Annotated in this window: 12 protein-coding genes, 1 other RNA gene, 1 riboswitch and 1 other annotated feature; of the genes, 10 read left to right on the top strand and 3 right to left on the bottom strand. The window is 47.0% G+C overall.

All coding sequences use genetic code 11. The annotated features are described in order from the left end of the window. The first annotated feature begins 10 nt into the window (after positions 1-10). Both LKE33_10585 and ssrA read left to right on the top strand, forming a co-directional pair. Entirely contained in the window at positions 11-1231 is a 1221-nt protein-coding gene (locus LKE33_10585; protein MCH3951364.1) for a sodium/glutamate symporter, read from the top strand. Positions 1232-1378: 147 nt separating this feature from the next. After that, positions 1379-1727: a transfer-messenger RNA gene (gene ssrA / locus LKE33_10580) on the top strand. Between the two features lie 176 nt (positions 1728-1903). On the opposite strand, the gene LKE33_10575 is transcribed toward ssrA, so the two are convergent. Further along, positions 1904-2704 carry a hypothetical protein gene (locus LKE33_10575; GenBank protein MCH3951363.1) on the bottom strand — a complete coding sequence of 267 codons (801 nt, stop codon included), beginning with the start codon at positions 2702-2704 and terminating at the stop codon, positions 1904-1906. Next, positions 2697-3104 carry a helix-turn-helix domain-containing protein gene (locus LKE33_10570; protein MCH3951362.1) on the bottom strand — a complete coding sequence of 136 codons (408 nt, stop codon included), beginning with the start codon at positions 3102-3104 and terminating at the stop codon, positions 2697-2699. The genes LKE33_10575 and LKE33_10570 overlap by 8 nt, the downstream gene beginning before the upstream one ends. A gap of 1028 nt (positions 3105-4132) precedes the next feature. Here LKE33_10570 and LKE33_10565 point away from each other — a divergent pair. The 6 genes from LKE33_10565 (at position 4133) to rplT (ending at position 9935) form a co-directional block, all read left to right on the top strand. Next, a complete protein-coding gene (locus LKE33_10565; protein ID MCH3951361.1) occupies positions 4133-5080 on the top strand; it encodes a P1 family peptidase in 948 nt (315 codons plus the stop codon). Between the two features lie 7 nt (positions 5081-5087). Then, positions 5088-6251 carry an alginate lyase family protein gene (locus LKE33_10560; protein ID MCH3951360.1) on the top strand — a complete coding sequence of 388 codons (1164 nt, stop codon included), beginning with the start codon at positions 5088-5090 and terminating at the stop codon, positions 6249-6251. Positions 6252-6722: 471 nt separating this feature from the next. Then, positions 6723-8633: a threonine--tRNA ligase gene (gene thrS / locus LKE33_10555; GenBank protein MCH3951359.1), complete on the top strand. Its 1911-nt coding sequence runs from the start codon at positions 6723-6725 to the stop codon at positions 8631-8633. 42 nt (positions 8634-8675) lie between these two features. Further along, positions 8676-8784, top strand: a sequence feature (ribosomal protein L20 leader region). 30 nt (positions 8785-8814) lie between these two features. Beyond that, positions 8815-9333: a translation initiation factor IF-3 gene (gene infC / locus LKE33_10550; GenBank protein ID MCH3951358.1), complete on the top strand. Its 519-nt coding sequence runs from the start codon at positions 8815-8817 to the stop codon at positions 9331-9333. Positions 9334-9351: 18 nt separating this feature from the next. Further along, positions 9352-9549 (top strand): 50S ribosomal protein L35, encoded by a 198-nt coding sequence (gene rpmI, locus LKE33_10545; GenBank protein MCH3951357.1) that lies wholly within the window; start codon positions 9352-9354, stop codon positions 9547-9549. A gap of 32 nt (positions 9550-9581) precedes the next feature. Next, positions 9582-9935, top strand: a complete 354-nt coding sequence (gene rplT, locus LKE33_10540) for a 50S ribosomal protein L20 (protein ID MCH3951356.1) — start codon at positions 9582-9584, stop codon at positions 9933-9935. A 71-nt stretch (positions 9936-10006) separates the two neighbouring features. Here rplT and LKE33_10535 read toward each other — a convergent pair whose 3' ends face one another. After that, positions 10007-10918, bottom strand: coding sequence for a 4Fe-4S cluster-binding domain-containing protein (locus LKE33_10535; GenBank protein ID MCH3951355.1), 912 nt, complete (start codon positions 10916-10918; stop codon positions 10007-10009). A gap of 380 nt (positions 10919-11298) precedes the next feature. After that, positions 11299-11378: riboswitch (ZMP/ZTP riboswitch) on the top strand. A 42-nt stretch (positions 11379-11420) separates the two neighbouring features. Here LKE33_10535 and LKE33_10530 point away from each other — a divergent pair. Continuing rightward, positions 11421-12596 carry a phosphoribosylaminoimidazolecarboxamide formyltransferase gene (locus LKE33_10530; protein ID MCH3951354.1) on the top strand — a complete coding sequence of 392 codons (1176 nt, stop codon included), beginning with the start codon at positions 11421-11423 and terminating at the stop codon, positions 12594-12596. A gap of 193 nt (positions 12597-12789) precedes the next feature. Next, entirely contained in the window at positions 12790-14139 is a 1350-nt protein-coding gene (locus LKE33_10525; GenBank protein MCH3951353.1) for an MATE family efflux transporter, read from the top strand. Positions 14140-14196: the final 57 nt, after the last annotated feature.

The raw sequence follows: 14196 nt of genomic DNA, 5'->3' as shown, positions 1-14196 counted from the left end.
GGGATTTAAGATGGGTGGATTAGCAATTAAACTGGACATGTTCCAATCCCTGGCACTAGCGGTCGTTTCAATCTGGCTTGGCCAGTGGTGTCGTAACAAGATGCCGATTTTGAAAAAGTACTGTTTGCCGGGCGCTGTTGTCGGCGGTACTATCGTGTCAATCATTTCTTTGATCCTGTACGAAACAGGTATTGCCGAACTTTCCTTTGATTACAAAGTAGCGAATAACCTTTTCTACTGCATCTTCTTCGCAGCCAGCGGTGCGGCAGCCAGCTTGTCTCTGCTGAAAAAAGGCGGAAAACTTGTTATTATTTTCTGTATTTCTGCCGCTGTCCTGGCTATTTTGCAGAACATTCTGTCCATGGGCATTGGTATCGCCATGGGAGTTGATCCTCTGATTGCGCTGATGACCGGTTCCACGCCTATGACCGGTGGTCACGGCAACGCTGCCGCGTTTGCGCCTATGGCTGTTGAAAAGGGCGCCACGGCTGCTTTGGAAGTGGCCATTGCTTCTGCAACATTTGGCCTGATTTCCGGCTGCATTATTGGTGGGCCTTTCGGCCGCTGGATTATCAGAAAACATCATCTTGAAGATCCTGAACTGGATGGTAAGGCTGAACAAGCAGAAGAAACAGGTAAAGAAGTCGGTACGGCTATGTTCAACGGCGACGTTGTCAAGGCAATGTACCTGATGTGCTTCTGCCTCGGCCTTGGTGCAGTTTTCATGGCAATCCTGAAGAGTTTCCACATTTCCTTCCCGATTCACGTATGCTGCATGCTCGGTGGTATCCTTGTTCGTCTGTATCTGGATAAAAAGGGGAATACGCCAGATTCCATGTACGAAGCCATCAACACTGTCGGTGACTTCTCTCTGGGCCTCTTCGTATCCCTGTCCATCATCTCCATGAAACTGTGGCAGCTGGCCGGACTGGCTGGTCCTATGGTCGTCATGCTGATGGCTCAGGTTGTATTTATCCTGTTCTACTGCTACTTCATTGACTTCTATATTTGCGGTAAGAACTACGATGCAGCAATCATCGCTGTAGGTCATACCGGATTCGGTCTGGGCGCTGTGCCTGTATCCATGACCACCATGAAGACGGTCTGCGACAAGTACAGATACTCCAAGCTGGCCTTCTTTGTAGTGCCGGTAATCGGCGGCTTCCTGAGCAACATCACGAACGCTATCATTATTACAAACTTCATCAATATTGCTGCAGGCATGCGGTAATATTGAAACTTAAAAACCATGGACTGCTCCAGACAGTCCATGGTTTTTTAGTGTACCATTAATTACACTTCTAATGTGCAGAACCCTTTTAATCTGTTTACTTCCTGGTATCCTTGTGCTAGAATGATAGCAACAAGCATCAACCCTGGGGATGTACTGGTTTCGACGGGGGTAGATGTGGTGTGATAAGCGAGCTGGGATTCCATCAACCCCATTAAACGGTGGAAACGCGTTATAAACGCAGACGATTCTTACGCTTTAGCAGCTTAAATTGCTAACGTTCCCTTTCTTCACTCCTGCTGAAGAATCGTGAACGACACTTGCAGGATACCCATCAGTCAATTCTCGGAGGCCGGTGTGGGAAATCCATCGAGATAGTGGTTGATTAGCCCGCCAATAGGCGATGATACTGCGAAATAAAGTATGTTGGATGCGCTCGGAGAAAGTTGCATTGCAATGCTTTCGGACAGGGGTTCGACTCCCCTCATCTCCACCAAATGAAAATAGCTTATACGGAAAATTTCCGTATAAGTACGTATAACACCGCATTAGTATTTAATACAGTACTGATGCGGTGTTTCTGGTTTTCTGCGATTCCGTATGAGTACGTATTAATACGTCCCATCGGGCAAAGCTTGCGCACTAGTTGTCCACTTTTTCACTCTTTCTTCACTAATGGCACATGTTCATAAGAACATCTCCCACACGAGATGGGCGCGCTGCCAATGAGAATTTACCATTTAGCTTATTATAATAAGCCTTCCGAGCACAGTCGTAGGCTACGCTTTCTCGGGATAAAAGGGCGTTAATTTGGGCTCCATCGTAGCAAGCACGCACTTTATCTATATATGGCTGAAACCTATCTATCACGCCGGGGCATAAGTAATTTTCTATTTTTCCTTTAGCATAATCCAAGGCGCAGTTGTATGATGCTTCACCACTTAAGCCAAAAAAGAAACGATGGAAACTAAAGATGAGATACCTATCTGGACGGAAATTTGGAAATATCCCAATCAGTGCTAATCCGATTTCTAGAGGTGCTAAAAAATTTCGAGCGAAGAAGTCCGCTTCTAATTCGATATCTTTTTTCATTTCGTCACTGCATTGAAGCCCCTTGCTCTGATAATCGGCCAAAAGGCTAAAGTGCTTTAAACGGCAATGCCCTAATTCATGACTGAGGCTCCAAAGTTGTCTTTCCCGAGGACGCATACATGAATCGTTATACATCATAAGGACATCTTTACCTTTGCAAAAAGTTACAGCATCATGTGATCCGACAGCGTTGGCAACATCTCCAGGATAAAGGTTAGCGCTTCGTGCATACTCCGAATAGGAGCCAACAATGATGTTTAACTTATTGGGAAGTAACTTTTTTAAATCGAATAATGAAATCGGGAAAGATTCTATGCCCAATATTTCTAACGTTCGGTACGCTTCTTTTATGATTGCATGACGTCGTTTACTATTAAGCATTTTTTCCTCCATTCTTAAAAAAATCAATCAATGCATTAAGTTGATCTAGTTTATCTTCTTTGAGGTCTGCTGCATTTCTGGCTAATTTTAAAAGCTTTGGAGAATTCGAGAGGGAACGCATCAGATCGGACGTATCATCTCCTATTTTGGAACTTGGTATACCTTGCCCGAACCGCGGATTTTCTGTAGGAGGAAACAAGTCATTAATGCTCACACCGAGGGCATTTGCAATCTTAAACAACATGTCCTGTTCCGGCTCATTCGTACCGGATTCGTATGATGAAATCGTATTGTGTTTCACCCCAATCTTCTCACCCAACTCTTTTTGCGTAAGCCCAGCTAATTTTCGATACTTTTTAATTTGCGAAGCGATGTAAAGCTTAATATTAGCAGCATTCATTTGGAAACCTCCTTTTGATTTTACCTTCATAATACATGAAATTTCTGGCAGTTACAACAAATTTTTTCATAAATTATGAATTTATCTTTAAATCCTAGTAAAATTTATATCTCTTGAAATTAAAGTTAAGAAAGATGGTCTTAAAATGCAGGAAAACTTATTTGACTGTGAAATACGGTACAAAAATTAAGACGATTTTACAAATAGGAGGAAAAGTCTGAATGAGCTTATTTATGACATTGCTGTATTGATAAGTTTCATGAGTGCCTTTTCTAATAATTAAATTTTACGTAATTTAATATTGCTTATAGTATCTTTCATAATGGCTTTACGAGTGCTACAAACCAAAAAGACCAAATTGAGACTCACCCATAAAGAGAAGAAGGTGCACCCGTGCACTGAAAGCCCCAAGAGCTCTGATAATCCGAAAAGTTCCAGAAAACAACACCAGACCAGAGGCCTTGACGATGAAAGGGGTCTTTCGATGAAGTTGCAAAACTTGCTAAATCTAGAAAAATTATAAGCTGTAAGGCTGAAGTAGGAAAAAATGACAAGAGTAGTGTTATCCGAACTTGTGCTTTTGCGGAGCATATTTGTTAGTTTAATTTTTGAGATGCCGTTTAGTGGGAATTCCACAGGATATTTTCCATCTCTATTAAATGAAAATAGCTTATGCGGAAATTTTAAGCACGGGCACATTTACTATCGCATTCGTCTTTAAGCAATAGCTAATGCGGTGTTTTCACTTTAGGTTTGGTATTTCGCTCTAACTTTCTCCATTAAGTTGGAAGGAATAACCGTTTTATGGTGAAGGATACTTTTTGATTTTTCTAATTTACTGGTTATGCTGATTTAGTGTAGTTTTGACAGAAAAACGATATGACCATATGCGGATGACAACTGAAGTAAAATTGATTCGTGTTATAATTAACGAGTATTGAAAAATAAAAAATTCGGATGTAACGGCAGCTGCCATAACGCCGCAGGATATGGAATCGCTGTCAAAGTTTTTTGTCGGAGGATCAACCATGGAGAAAAGAACAATTCATGTCCCCGGTTTTCGTATCGGGACGGCGGAAGATAGGCAAGGCTTATCCGGTGTAACGGCAATCCTGGCGCCCGGGGAAGGTGCCTTTGCCGGTGTGGATGTGAGGGGCTGTGCACCCGGAACGCGGGAAACGGATCTTTTGAGTCCCGAAAAGACGGTCCAGCAAATCAATGCGGTAGTCCTTACCGGAGGTTCTTCTTTTGGCTTGGAAGCAGACTGCGGGGTTATGAGGTACCTGGCACAGCAAAAAATCGGTTTTAAATTGGGCGAAGCTGTAGTTCCCATTGTGTGTGGTGCGGTGTTGTTTGACCTTGCTATCGGTGATTATAAGTCCTATCCGGATATAGCTATGGGCTTTGCAGCAGCGTCGAAGGCTTCTTCGGAATTTCCTGTGGGCTGCTATGGCGCCGGTACCGGAGCCACGGTTGGAAAACTCGGCGGCTTTGAACACTGTATGAAGAGCGGGGCCGGCTATGCTGAACTGGAGGGAAAGAACGGTCTCCATGTTGGTGCCTACATAGCTGTTAATGCCTGCGGTGAGGTGTATGACGGTGAAACGGTTCTTGCGGGAGCTCTGGCTGATGATGATAAGACGCTGCTTTCCTCTCCGGATCTGCTTCTTGGAGAATACAAGAATCTTTCCGGCGGCAATACGTCGATTGCCTGTGTGATTACAAATGCTGTCCTGAACAAGGCGGAATGCAAGGCTGTCAGCGGCATGGCGCACGATGGTTATGCCAGGGCCATTCGTCCCGTCCATACAACGATGGATGGGGACACGGTCTTTACCATGGCGGCCGGTAATGTGAAAGTTTCCGTCGATACGGTAGGGTACATGGCCGAAGAGGCAATTCGTCTTGCTATCCTGGATGCCGTAAAATCCGCAGAAGCCATGGGCGGACGTCCTGCCTACCGTGATTTGAGATAATTCTGCCATGAAACGATTCGTCTATGGAGTAATGATCTGCGTGCTGGGAGCGGTTTTGTGTGTGCTGCTTTATCGATTTGTTTCCAGGGTGATACCGCCCTCTTCAAACGGACAGGGTATTTGGCAGGATAAATCCGAACTGACGGCCATAGCGGGCAGCAGAGTGATTTCTTGTTATGGTACAAAAAATGAAATGATTGCCGCAGCGGAGAAACGAATGCAGGAACTCATTCCTCTCATTACGGATAAGGAGGTGCTGCCTCCAAGCGGAGACAGCCGCGATTATACGAGTCTTGCTGAGGATTACCGGCCAAATCCCGCTTTTTCCGGCAGCACTTCCTATGTCAAACGGAAGGAAGAAATGAATCCGGAAAAATGGGATGAAACGCGCTATGATGCCAGACGGCTCGTCACGATGGCGGATACCGCAAAGGACCTTGCACGAGGGTATGCGATGACAGGCCGGAAAGCCTATGCGGAGCGGGCGCTTGCTTTGACGAGGGCTTGGTTCATTGATGGTACCACAAGGATGAATCCGCGGCTTTCTTATGCCCACCTGATACCGGGCCGGTTTGAAGGTCAGAGTACGGGGATTATGGAAACGGTAAAATTGATTGATGTCGTGGATGCCTTGTATCTCTTACGGGACTGCTGCAGTAAGGAAGAATGGGAGTCCTATCAGCACTGGTTTGGAGCGTACTCGGACTGGCTGCTTACCAGTGAGCTCGGCAAGGAAGCAGATGCCACGGATAACCATTATGGCCTCTGGTATGACGCGGAGGTTTGCGTCTTTGCCCATTTTGCCGGAAATGAAGAACCAGCACAGAATATTCTTTCAGATGTACCTGAAAAGCGAATGGCCGTCCAGATTGCAGAAGACGGCGCCCTGCCAATGGAACTTAAAGGCACCCGGCCGCTCGATGATTCCCTTCAGACCCTCAGGGCTTATCTGACACTTGCAAGGGTCGGGGAGGAACTGGGCGTCAACTTGTATGACGCTAAAAGTTCAAATGGCCGGTCTCTGAAGCTTGCTATCGATTACATTCTGCCTTATCTCAAAGGTGAAAAAACGATGCAGGACAAGGAACTGGATGATAGTGCCGCAGATGCTTTCTGGTTATCCCTGCATCTCGCGAACCGTCATTACAAAAATCCCGCTTATGAAAAATGAAAATGTGAAAGAATTCTGGTATCGATGGGTGTAATCAGTTTTATTATTTAATTCAAGACACAATTGCTTTGACAATTGTGCTTGCACAGGCGGGCGGCGGACGGCGGAAAGCGAGCTGCCTCATCTCATCCATACATTTTTTACAGAATTTATTTCTTTACGCTTGACATATGTTCATTACGTGGTACAATGTACACAAATCAAAAATTGCCATCGGTCATGCGAAGGACAAACTGTCAGGGCTACTGTACAGAGAGATCGGAAGCTGAGAACGATCCAGACAAATGACAGCTAACCACCTTCAAACCATCTGCCGAACTGAGTAAGACAGATCGTACGCCTGCGTTAAAGGTACCGAGTGGATTCAATAACTTGAATCAATCAGGGTGGAACCGCGAGCATGAGCCCGTCCCTATGTGGGACGGGCCTTTTTTATTTTCCCTGGCAATCATCTAAAGGAGGATGTTTTCTATGTCAATGATTAAAGTGTCGTTGCCGGACGGCAGCCAAAGAGAAGTGGAACAAGGGATTTCTTTAAAAGACCTGGCCAAGAGTCTGAACCAGAAACTTGGGAAGACTGCTCTTCTGGCTAAAGTAGATGGTGTCAATAAGGATCTTTCCGATACTCTTGATAAGGATGCCTCTGTAGAATTTATTACCCCGGATTCCGAAGAGGGGCTGCATGCTATCCGCCATACGGCTTCCCACGTGATGGCACAGGCTATTAAACACCTTTTCCCGGGCACCAAATTTGCCATTGGCCCTGCTATCGAAAAGGGGTTCTATTATGACCTTGACAGTGACCATGTCTTCACTCCGGATGACCTGAAAGCTATCGAAAAAGAAATGCACAAAATCATCAAAGCCAACTATCCGCTGGTTCGCAAGGAACTGCCGAGACAGGAAGCTTTGGATATGTTCAAGAAAGCCGACGAACCGTACAAGGTGGAACTGATTGAAGACCTGCCGGAAGATGCGGTCATCAGCACCTATACTCAGGGCGACTTTACCGATCTGTGCGCGGGTCCTCACTGCCCGTCCACGGGCCGTGTCAAGGCTTTCAAACTGATGAGCATTGCCGGTGCTTACTGGCGTGGTGATGAACACAACAAGATGCTGCAGCGTATCTACGGCACTGCTTTTGCTTCCCAGGAAGACCTGGATGCTTACCTGCACATGATGGAAGAAGCTGAAAAGCGCGATCACCGTAAACTCGGCAAACAGCTCGGCTTGTTCATGCTCAGCGATTACGGCCCCGGCTTCCCGTTCTTCCTGCCGAACGGCATGATTCTCCGCAATACCCTGATTGATTACTGGCGTCAAGTCCATAAGAAATACGGTTATTACGAAGTCATGACCCCGATGATTATGAACCGCCAGCTGTGGGAAATGTCCGGTCACTGGGATCACTACAAAGAAAATATGTACTTTACCAAGATTGACAATGAAGACTATGCCATCAAACCGATGAACTGCCCAGGCGGAATGCTGGTCTATGCTAACGAACCGCATTCTTATCGTGACCTGCCGCTGCGTGTCGGCGAACTCGGTCTGGTTCACAGACATGAACTCTCCGGCGCTCTGCACGGCCTGTTCCGTGTTCGCTGCTTCACTCAGGATGATGCCCATATCTTCATGACTCCGGATCAGATTGAAGACGTCATTCAGGAGACCATTCGCCTCTTCGACGAAGTCTATGCAACCTTCGGCCTGAGTTATCATGCGGAATTGTCGACTCGTCCGGAAAACTCCATGGGCGATGACGCTACCTGGGAACTGGCTACGAACGGCCTGAGAAAAGCTATGGAAGACTTCGGCCTGGATTATGTAATTAACGAAGGCGACGGCGCTTTCTACGGCCCGAAGATTGACTTCCATCTGAAGGACTCCATCGGCCGTACCTGGCAGTGCGGTACCATTCAGCTCGATATGCTGCTGCCTGAAAAATTCAACCTGACCTATACGGGCGAAGATGGCCAGAAGCATCGTCCTGTCATGATTCACCGTGTTGTTTACGGATCCATTGAACGTTTCATCGGTATCCTGACCGAACACTATGCCGGTGCATTCCCTGTATGGCTGGCTCCTGAACAAGTTCGTGTGATGCCGATTACCGATAAATTCAACGACTATGCAAAATCCATTGTGGACAAGATGGATGCTCAGAACATCCGTGTTCATCTGGACGACCGCAATGAAAAGATCGGTTACAAGATTCGTGAAGCACAGGTCAAGAAGGTTCCGTATATGCTCATCATCGGTGAAAAGGAAGTCAACGATGGTACGGTTTCCGTTCGCAGCCGCAGTGAAGGTGAAATCGGTGCTATGCCGGCCGACGAATTCATTGCAAAACTGCAGAAAGAAATCAAGGAAAAGAAATAAAATAAGTTGACATATCAGCTGCCTTGTAGTAATATATTCGAGTAACCAAAGTAGAAGCCACCTGCTTCTCACCTTGCGGCCATGCTCGACAGGGTCATTGATATCGTCAGTGAACGGGTGGACTTCGGTTCGCCCGTTTTTCTTATGTCGGGCGTGATGTTTTGTTCGGAGGTGAACAGTCATAGCGAAAGGTGAATTACGGATTAACCAGGAAATCCGTGCAAGGGAAGTCCGCGTCAATTCTGCAGACGGTGAACAATTCGGTATCATGCCGATTGCCGAGGCTCTGGACCTCGCTGCTGACCGTCATCTGGATCTGGTTGAAATTGCCCCGAAGGCAAAGCCGCCAGTCTGCCGTATCATGGACTATGGCAAATACCAGTATGAACAGCAGAAAAGAGAAAAGGAAGCCCGTAAACGTCAGAGAGTTATCGACGTCAAGGAAGTCAAGCTGCGCATTCGTATTGAACAGCACGACTTTGATGTGAAGACCAAGAACGCTATTCGTTTCCTCGAAAGCGGTGACAAGGTCAAAGCAACGATTATGTTCCGCGGCCGGGAACTTTCCCATCCTGAACTGGGAGAAGAATTGCTGAATAAAATGGCCGAGCAGCTGCAGGATATTGCAGTTGTCGAAAGAAAGCCGAAACTCGAAGGCCGCAACATGGTCATGATTGTTGCTCCCAAGAGTTCCAAATAATAAGGAGGATGTCCAATTATGCCTAAGATGAAAACCCGCAGATCTGCTGCTAAACGTTTTAAAGCAACTGCTTCTGGTGAATTTAAACGCGCTAAAGCTTTTAGAAGCCATATCCTGGAGCACAAGTCTCCTACTCGTAAGAGAAACCTGCGCAAAGCTGCTCTGGTTCACAAGACGGACCATGAACGCGTAGCAAAGATGCTGCCTTACGCATAAGCGCACGAAGAAAGTTAAGGAGGATATAAACAATGGCTAGAATTAAAGTTGGTGTAACTGCTCATAGACGTCATAAACACATTCTGAAGCTGGCTGCCGGCTACAGAGGTTCCAAGAGCAAGCTGTTCAGAAAAGCTAACGAAACCGTCATGAAGGGCCTGATGTATGCTCGTCGTGACAGAAGAGCTAAGAAGCGCGAATTCCGTCAGCTCTGGATTGCTCGTATCAATGCTGCAACCCGCGCTAACGGCCTGAGCTACAGCCGTTTCATCTGCGGCCTGAACAAGGCTGGTGTTGAACTGGATCGTAAGGTCCTGGCTGACATGGCTGTCAACGATGCTCCTGCTTTTGCAAAGCTCGTTGAAACTGCTAAAGCTGCTCTCTAATTGAACACAAAGAAACGACCACCCATGAGGATGGTCGTTTTTTTATGGGTATCAAAACTTTGTAAAGACAGTTATTGCTTTTTTTCCTTTAAAATTCCGGTTCCGTCAAAGGCCGGGATAAATTTGCTGTCTGCGGAGGGCTCTTCCTGGACAAAGCCGTCTTCAATGGAGCTTTCGAAGAGGTAGGATTCGACTTCATTATACTCCTCGTCCGTGAGTGTTCGATTAATTTCAGGATACTCCGCAGCGCGGCCGCAGGGAATGTACTGGCGCATGAGGCTGAACATGACATCTCCCTGCTTGAACGTATGGGCCACCCAGTCAATGACCCGTTTACTGTCATCTGTGTGACCGGGGAGAATCAAATGGCGTATAATTACGCCTTTTTTCATGATGCCGTTTTTATCAAGCTTATAGGGACCTACCTGGCGAAACATTTCACGGATCGCTTTGGAAGCGACTACAAAATAGTCCGGGGCGCCGCTGTAGCGCTTGGCAAGCGCGTCGTCAGTATACTTCAAATCGGGCAGATAAATCTGGACTTTGCCTTGCAGGAGGCGAAGCGTTTCGACCTTTTCGTAACCACCGGTATTATAAACGACAGGAACGGGGAGGCGTTTATCAAGGGATTCCAGAATGAGCGGAAGATACTGCGTGGCTGTGATGAGGTCAATATTGAGGGCTCCCTGGCGGATTAAATCAGCGTAAATTTCTTTTAAACGGTCCGGCGTGACTTCCCAGCCGGTATTTTCTGTACTGATTTCACTATTTTGGCAGAAAACGCAATGCAGCGTGCAGCCGGAAAAGAATACGGCACCGCTGCCTTTGTTGCCGCTGAGGCAGGGTTCCTCCCACATATGCAGGGCAGCACGGGCGGCCTGGGGCATCATCGGACTGCGGCAGATGCCATATTGCCCATCTTCCCCTTTGTGCAGCGGACGCTGAACTCCGCATTCATGGGGGCACAACTTACAAATTTCCATAGGATATAAAACTTCCTTTCAATAATTAAGAAGTAAACTTTAAATTTAAATTACTTCCAATAGCATAACGCCGATAGGAGAGAGAGGCAAGAGGAAAAGCTGCAGATTAGGCTAATAGCCACGCGCTGAAAACCAAATGCGCTTTCTTTTCCCTTCCGGCCATAGGCGCCGTACTACTCTGCCGAAGGCAAGGTTAAAAGCCATATGCCAGAAGCTAAATGCGCCTTTTAGCCAAATGCAGCTAACTGCTGACTGCCATCTGCTATCTGCGTTGGGTTCATCTTCACAATCTGCCCGCACGAGTGTACTAATCACTGTCCACTAACCACTGTTATTCCTGATTGTTTGACACTTTTCGCCGTGCATATTATAATTTTCATATCAGGTCATGTAACTGACGGAAGTGGGATGCACCCACAGGGAGCATGGCTGAAGTTAGCCGACCGTCTGGGCGAAAGGGGCCCGAGGCCGGTCCTTTTCTTTATTAAGGGAGGAAAACGTTATGAAAGAAATTAAGCTGAAGTACGGCTGCAATCCGAACCAACTGCCTGCATCCATTTATATGCGTGACGGCAGTGAACTGCCTGTGACGGTGTTGAATGGGAGACCCGGTTATATTAACTTCCTGGATGCCCTGAACAGCTGGCAGCTTGTGAAGGAACTGAAAGAAGCTACGGGCCTGCCGGCAGCAGCTTCTTTTAAACACGTTTCTCCGGCCGGAGCCGCTGTCGCTTCTCCGCTTGATGATACGATGAAGAAGGTTTATCACCTGGAAGGGTATGAACTTTCTCCGCTGGCTTCTGCGTATGCCCGTGCCCGCGGTGCCGACAGGATGTCTTCCTTCGGTGATTTCGTTGCCCTGTCAGATATTTGTGATGAATCTACCGCAAAAGTCCTGAAACATGAAGTTTCCGACGGTGTTATTGCTCCGGGATATACAGATAAAGCACTGGCTATCCTGAAGACAAAGAAAAAGGGCAATTACAACGTCATTCAAATCGATCCGAATTATGTACCGGCTGAAATTGAGACCAAGGAAGTATTTGGTGTGACTTTCTCTCAGCGCCGCAACCAGGATCCGATTACGGCAGACTGCCTCAAAAATATTCCTACCCAAAATAAGGAACTGACGGACGCTGCTAAACGCGATCTGCTGATTGCCCTCATTGCGCTGAAATATACTCAGTCCAACTCTGTCTGCTATGTCAAGGATGGTCAGACCATTGGTGTCGGCGCCGGTCAGCAGTCCCGTGTACACTGCACGCGCCTTGCCGGGGATAAGGCAGACAAGTGGTGGCTGCGTCAGTCTCCGAAGGCTCTGAACCTGCCTTTTAAGCCGGATACGCCGAAACCGGTTCGTGACAATACGATTGATGTATATCTGTCCGATGATTATGAAGACGTACTGGCCGATGGTATCTGGCAGACGATCTTTACGGAAAAACCGGAACCGATGACCCGCGAAGAACGGAAAGCATGGATTGCCAAGAATACGAACGTGGCTCTGGGTTCTGATGCTTTCTTCCCGTTCGGCGACAATATTGAACGCGCTCACCGTAGCGGTGTGAAGTACGTTGCTCAGGCCGGTGGATCCATTCGTGATGCGCAGGTTATCGAAACAGCTGATAAATATGGCATTGTCATGTGCATGACGGGCCGCAGACTGTTCCACCATTAATATGTAGTAAAGCTGTGTCACTAAATTAGGTAAAAATCTTTGAGAGGTTGTGGAGTGGTGAATAGTCACTTTCTCTGCAGCCTCTTTTTTGCAACTCATCACTTAACGCCTTCTGATTTACCATCATCGCTGATTTTGATATAATGGAATCGCTTTTATTGAAAATTTTATGATAGCAGGATGGGTTGATAGAATGCCGAATGCAATTACTACAGGGAACGTCTGGAAAAGCATTATTGCTTTTTCCGTTCCCTATTTAATTTCTTATTTTTTACAGACCCTTTATGGGATGGCCGATCTTTTTATCATCGGGCAGTTCGAAGGGCCGGCAAGTATTACGGCCGTAGCCGTCGGAAGCCAGATTATGCATATGCTCACGGTTATGCTCGTAGGTCTCGCTATGGGGACGACTGTATCCATTGCTCAGTCTGTCGGCGCCGGAAATAAGGAACGGGCTGCGCGTGTCACCGGCAATACAGTGCTGCTTTTTATGGGACTTTCCATAGTGCTGGCAATTTTGTTGATACATCAAATTGACCGGATTGTCGGAGTGATGGCGACGCCGCCGGAAGCAGTAAAGGGAACTACGGATTATCTTTTCATTTGTTTTCTTGGAATTCCTTTTATTACAGCATATAACCTGGTAAGTTCTATTTTTCGCGGATTGGGCAACTCAAGAACGCCGACATACTTTATTGCCATTGCCTGTATTGTTAATATCCTTCTGGATTTCCTCTTTATGGGAGCTTTCCACATGGGACCCAGCGGAGCTGCACTCGGTACGACGCTGGCTCAGATTTTCAGTGTAGCCATTTCACTATTTGTGATGACTTCCCATAATATCGGCATCTCTGTGTCTCGGCATGATTTTCACTTCGATGGAAGCATCATGCGGGATATTTTAAAGATTGGTGTGCCGATTTCCGTGCAGGATGGGCTCATCCAAATTTCTTTTCTGATTATTACCATGATTGCCAATCAGCGTGGTGTAACGGACGCGGCTGCTGTCGGGATTGTAGAAAAAATCATCAGCTTCATCTTTCTTGTTCCGTCTTCACTGCTTTCGACCGTTTCTGCCCTGGGAGCCCAGAATATCGGAGCCGGCAAACCGGAGCGTGCCCGGGAATTTCTCTACGATGCCATCAAGATTGCCATTGGTTTTGGTGCTGTCATGATTGTCTTGATGCAGTTTGCCGCCTATGGTTTTGTGGGACTCTTTACAGGTGATGAGTCTGTTGTTGCGGCAGGCGGTCCTTATCTTAAAGGCTATATTCTTGACTGTTTGTTTGCCGGCATCCATTTCAGCTTCAGCGGTTATTTCTGTGCCTGCGGCAAATCGATTTATTCCTTCATTCATAATATTACGGCCATTGCCTGTGCCCGAGTGCCCCTTGTTTACTGGGCCTCTGTCAATTTCCCTGATAACTTGCTCCCTATGGGACTTGCGACTTCCGTAGGCTCCCTCGTTTCTGTGGTTATCTGCATTTTCCTTTTCCGCCATCTGCTGCTTCAGGAGAAAAAAATGCAGCACTGTGGGGTATAAGCGGGGAAAGTTTTGGCGCCTGACACTCCGGAATGCCCCGTAAGCAGCGGTATTTCC

It is taken from the genome of Acidaminococcus sp., from assembly GCA_022482815.1.
GTDB lineage: Bacteria > Bacillota > Negativicutes > Acidaminococcales > Acidaminococcaceae > Acidaminococcus.
This window is presented reverse-complemented; position numbering and strand designations above follow the sequence as displayed.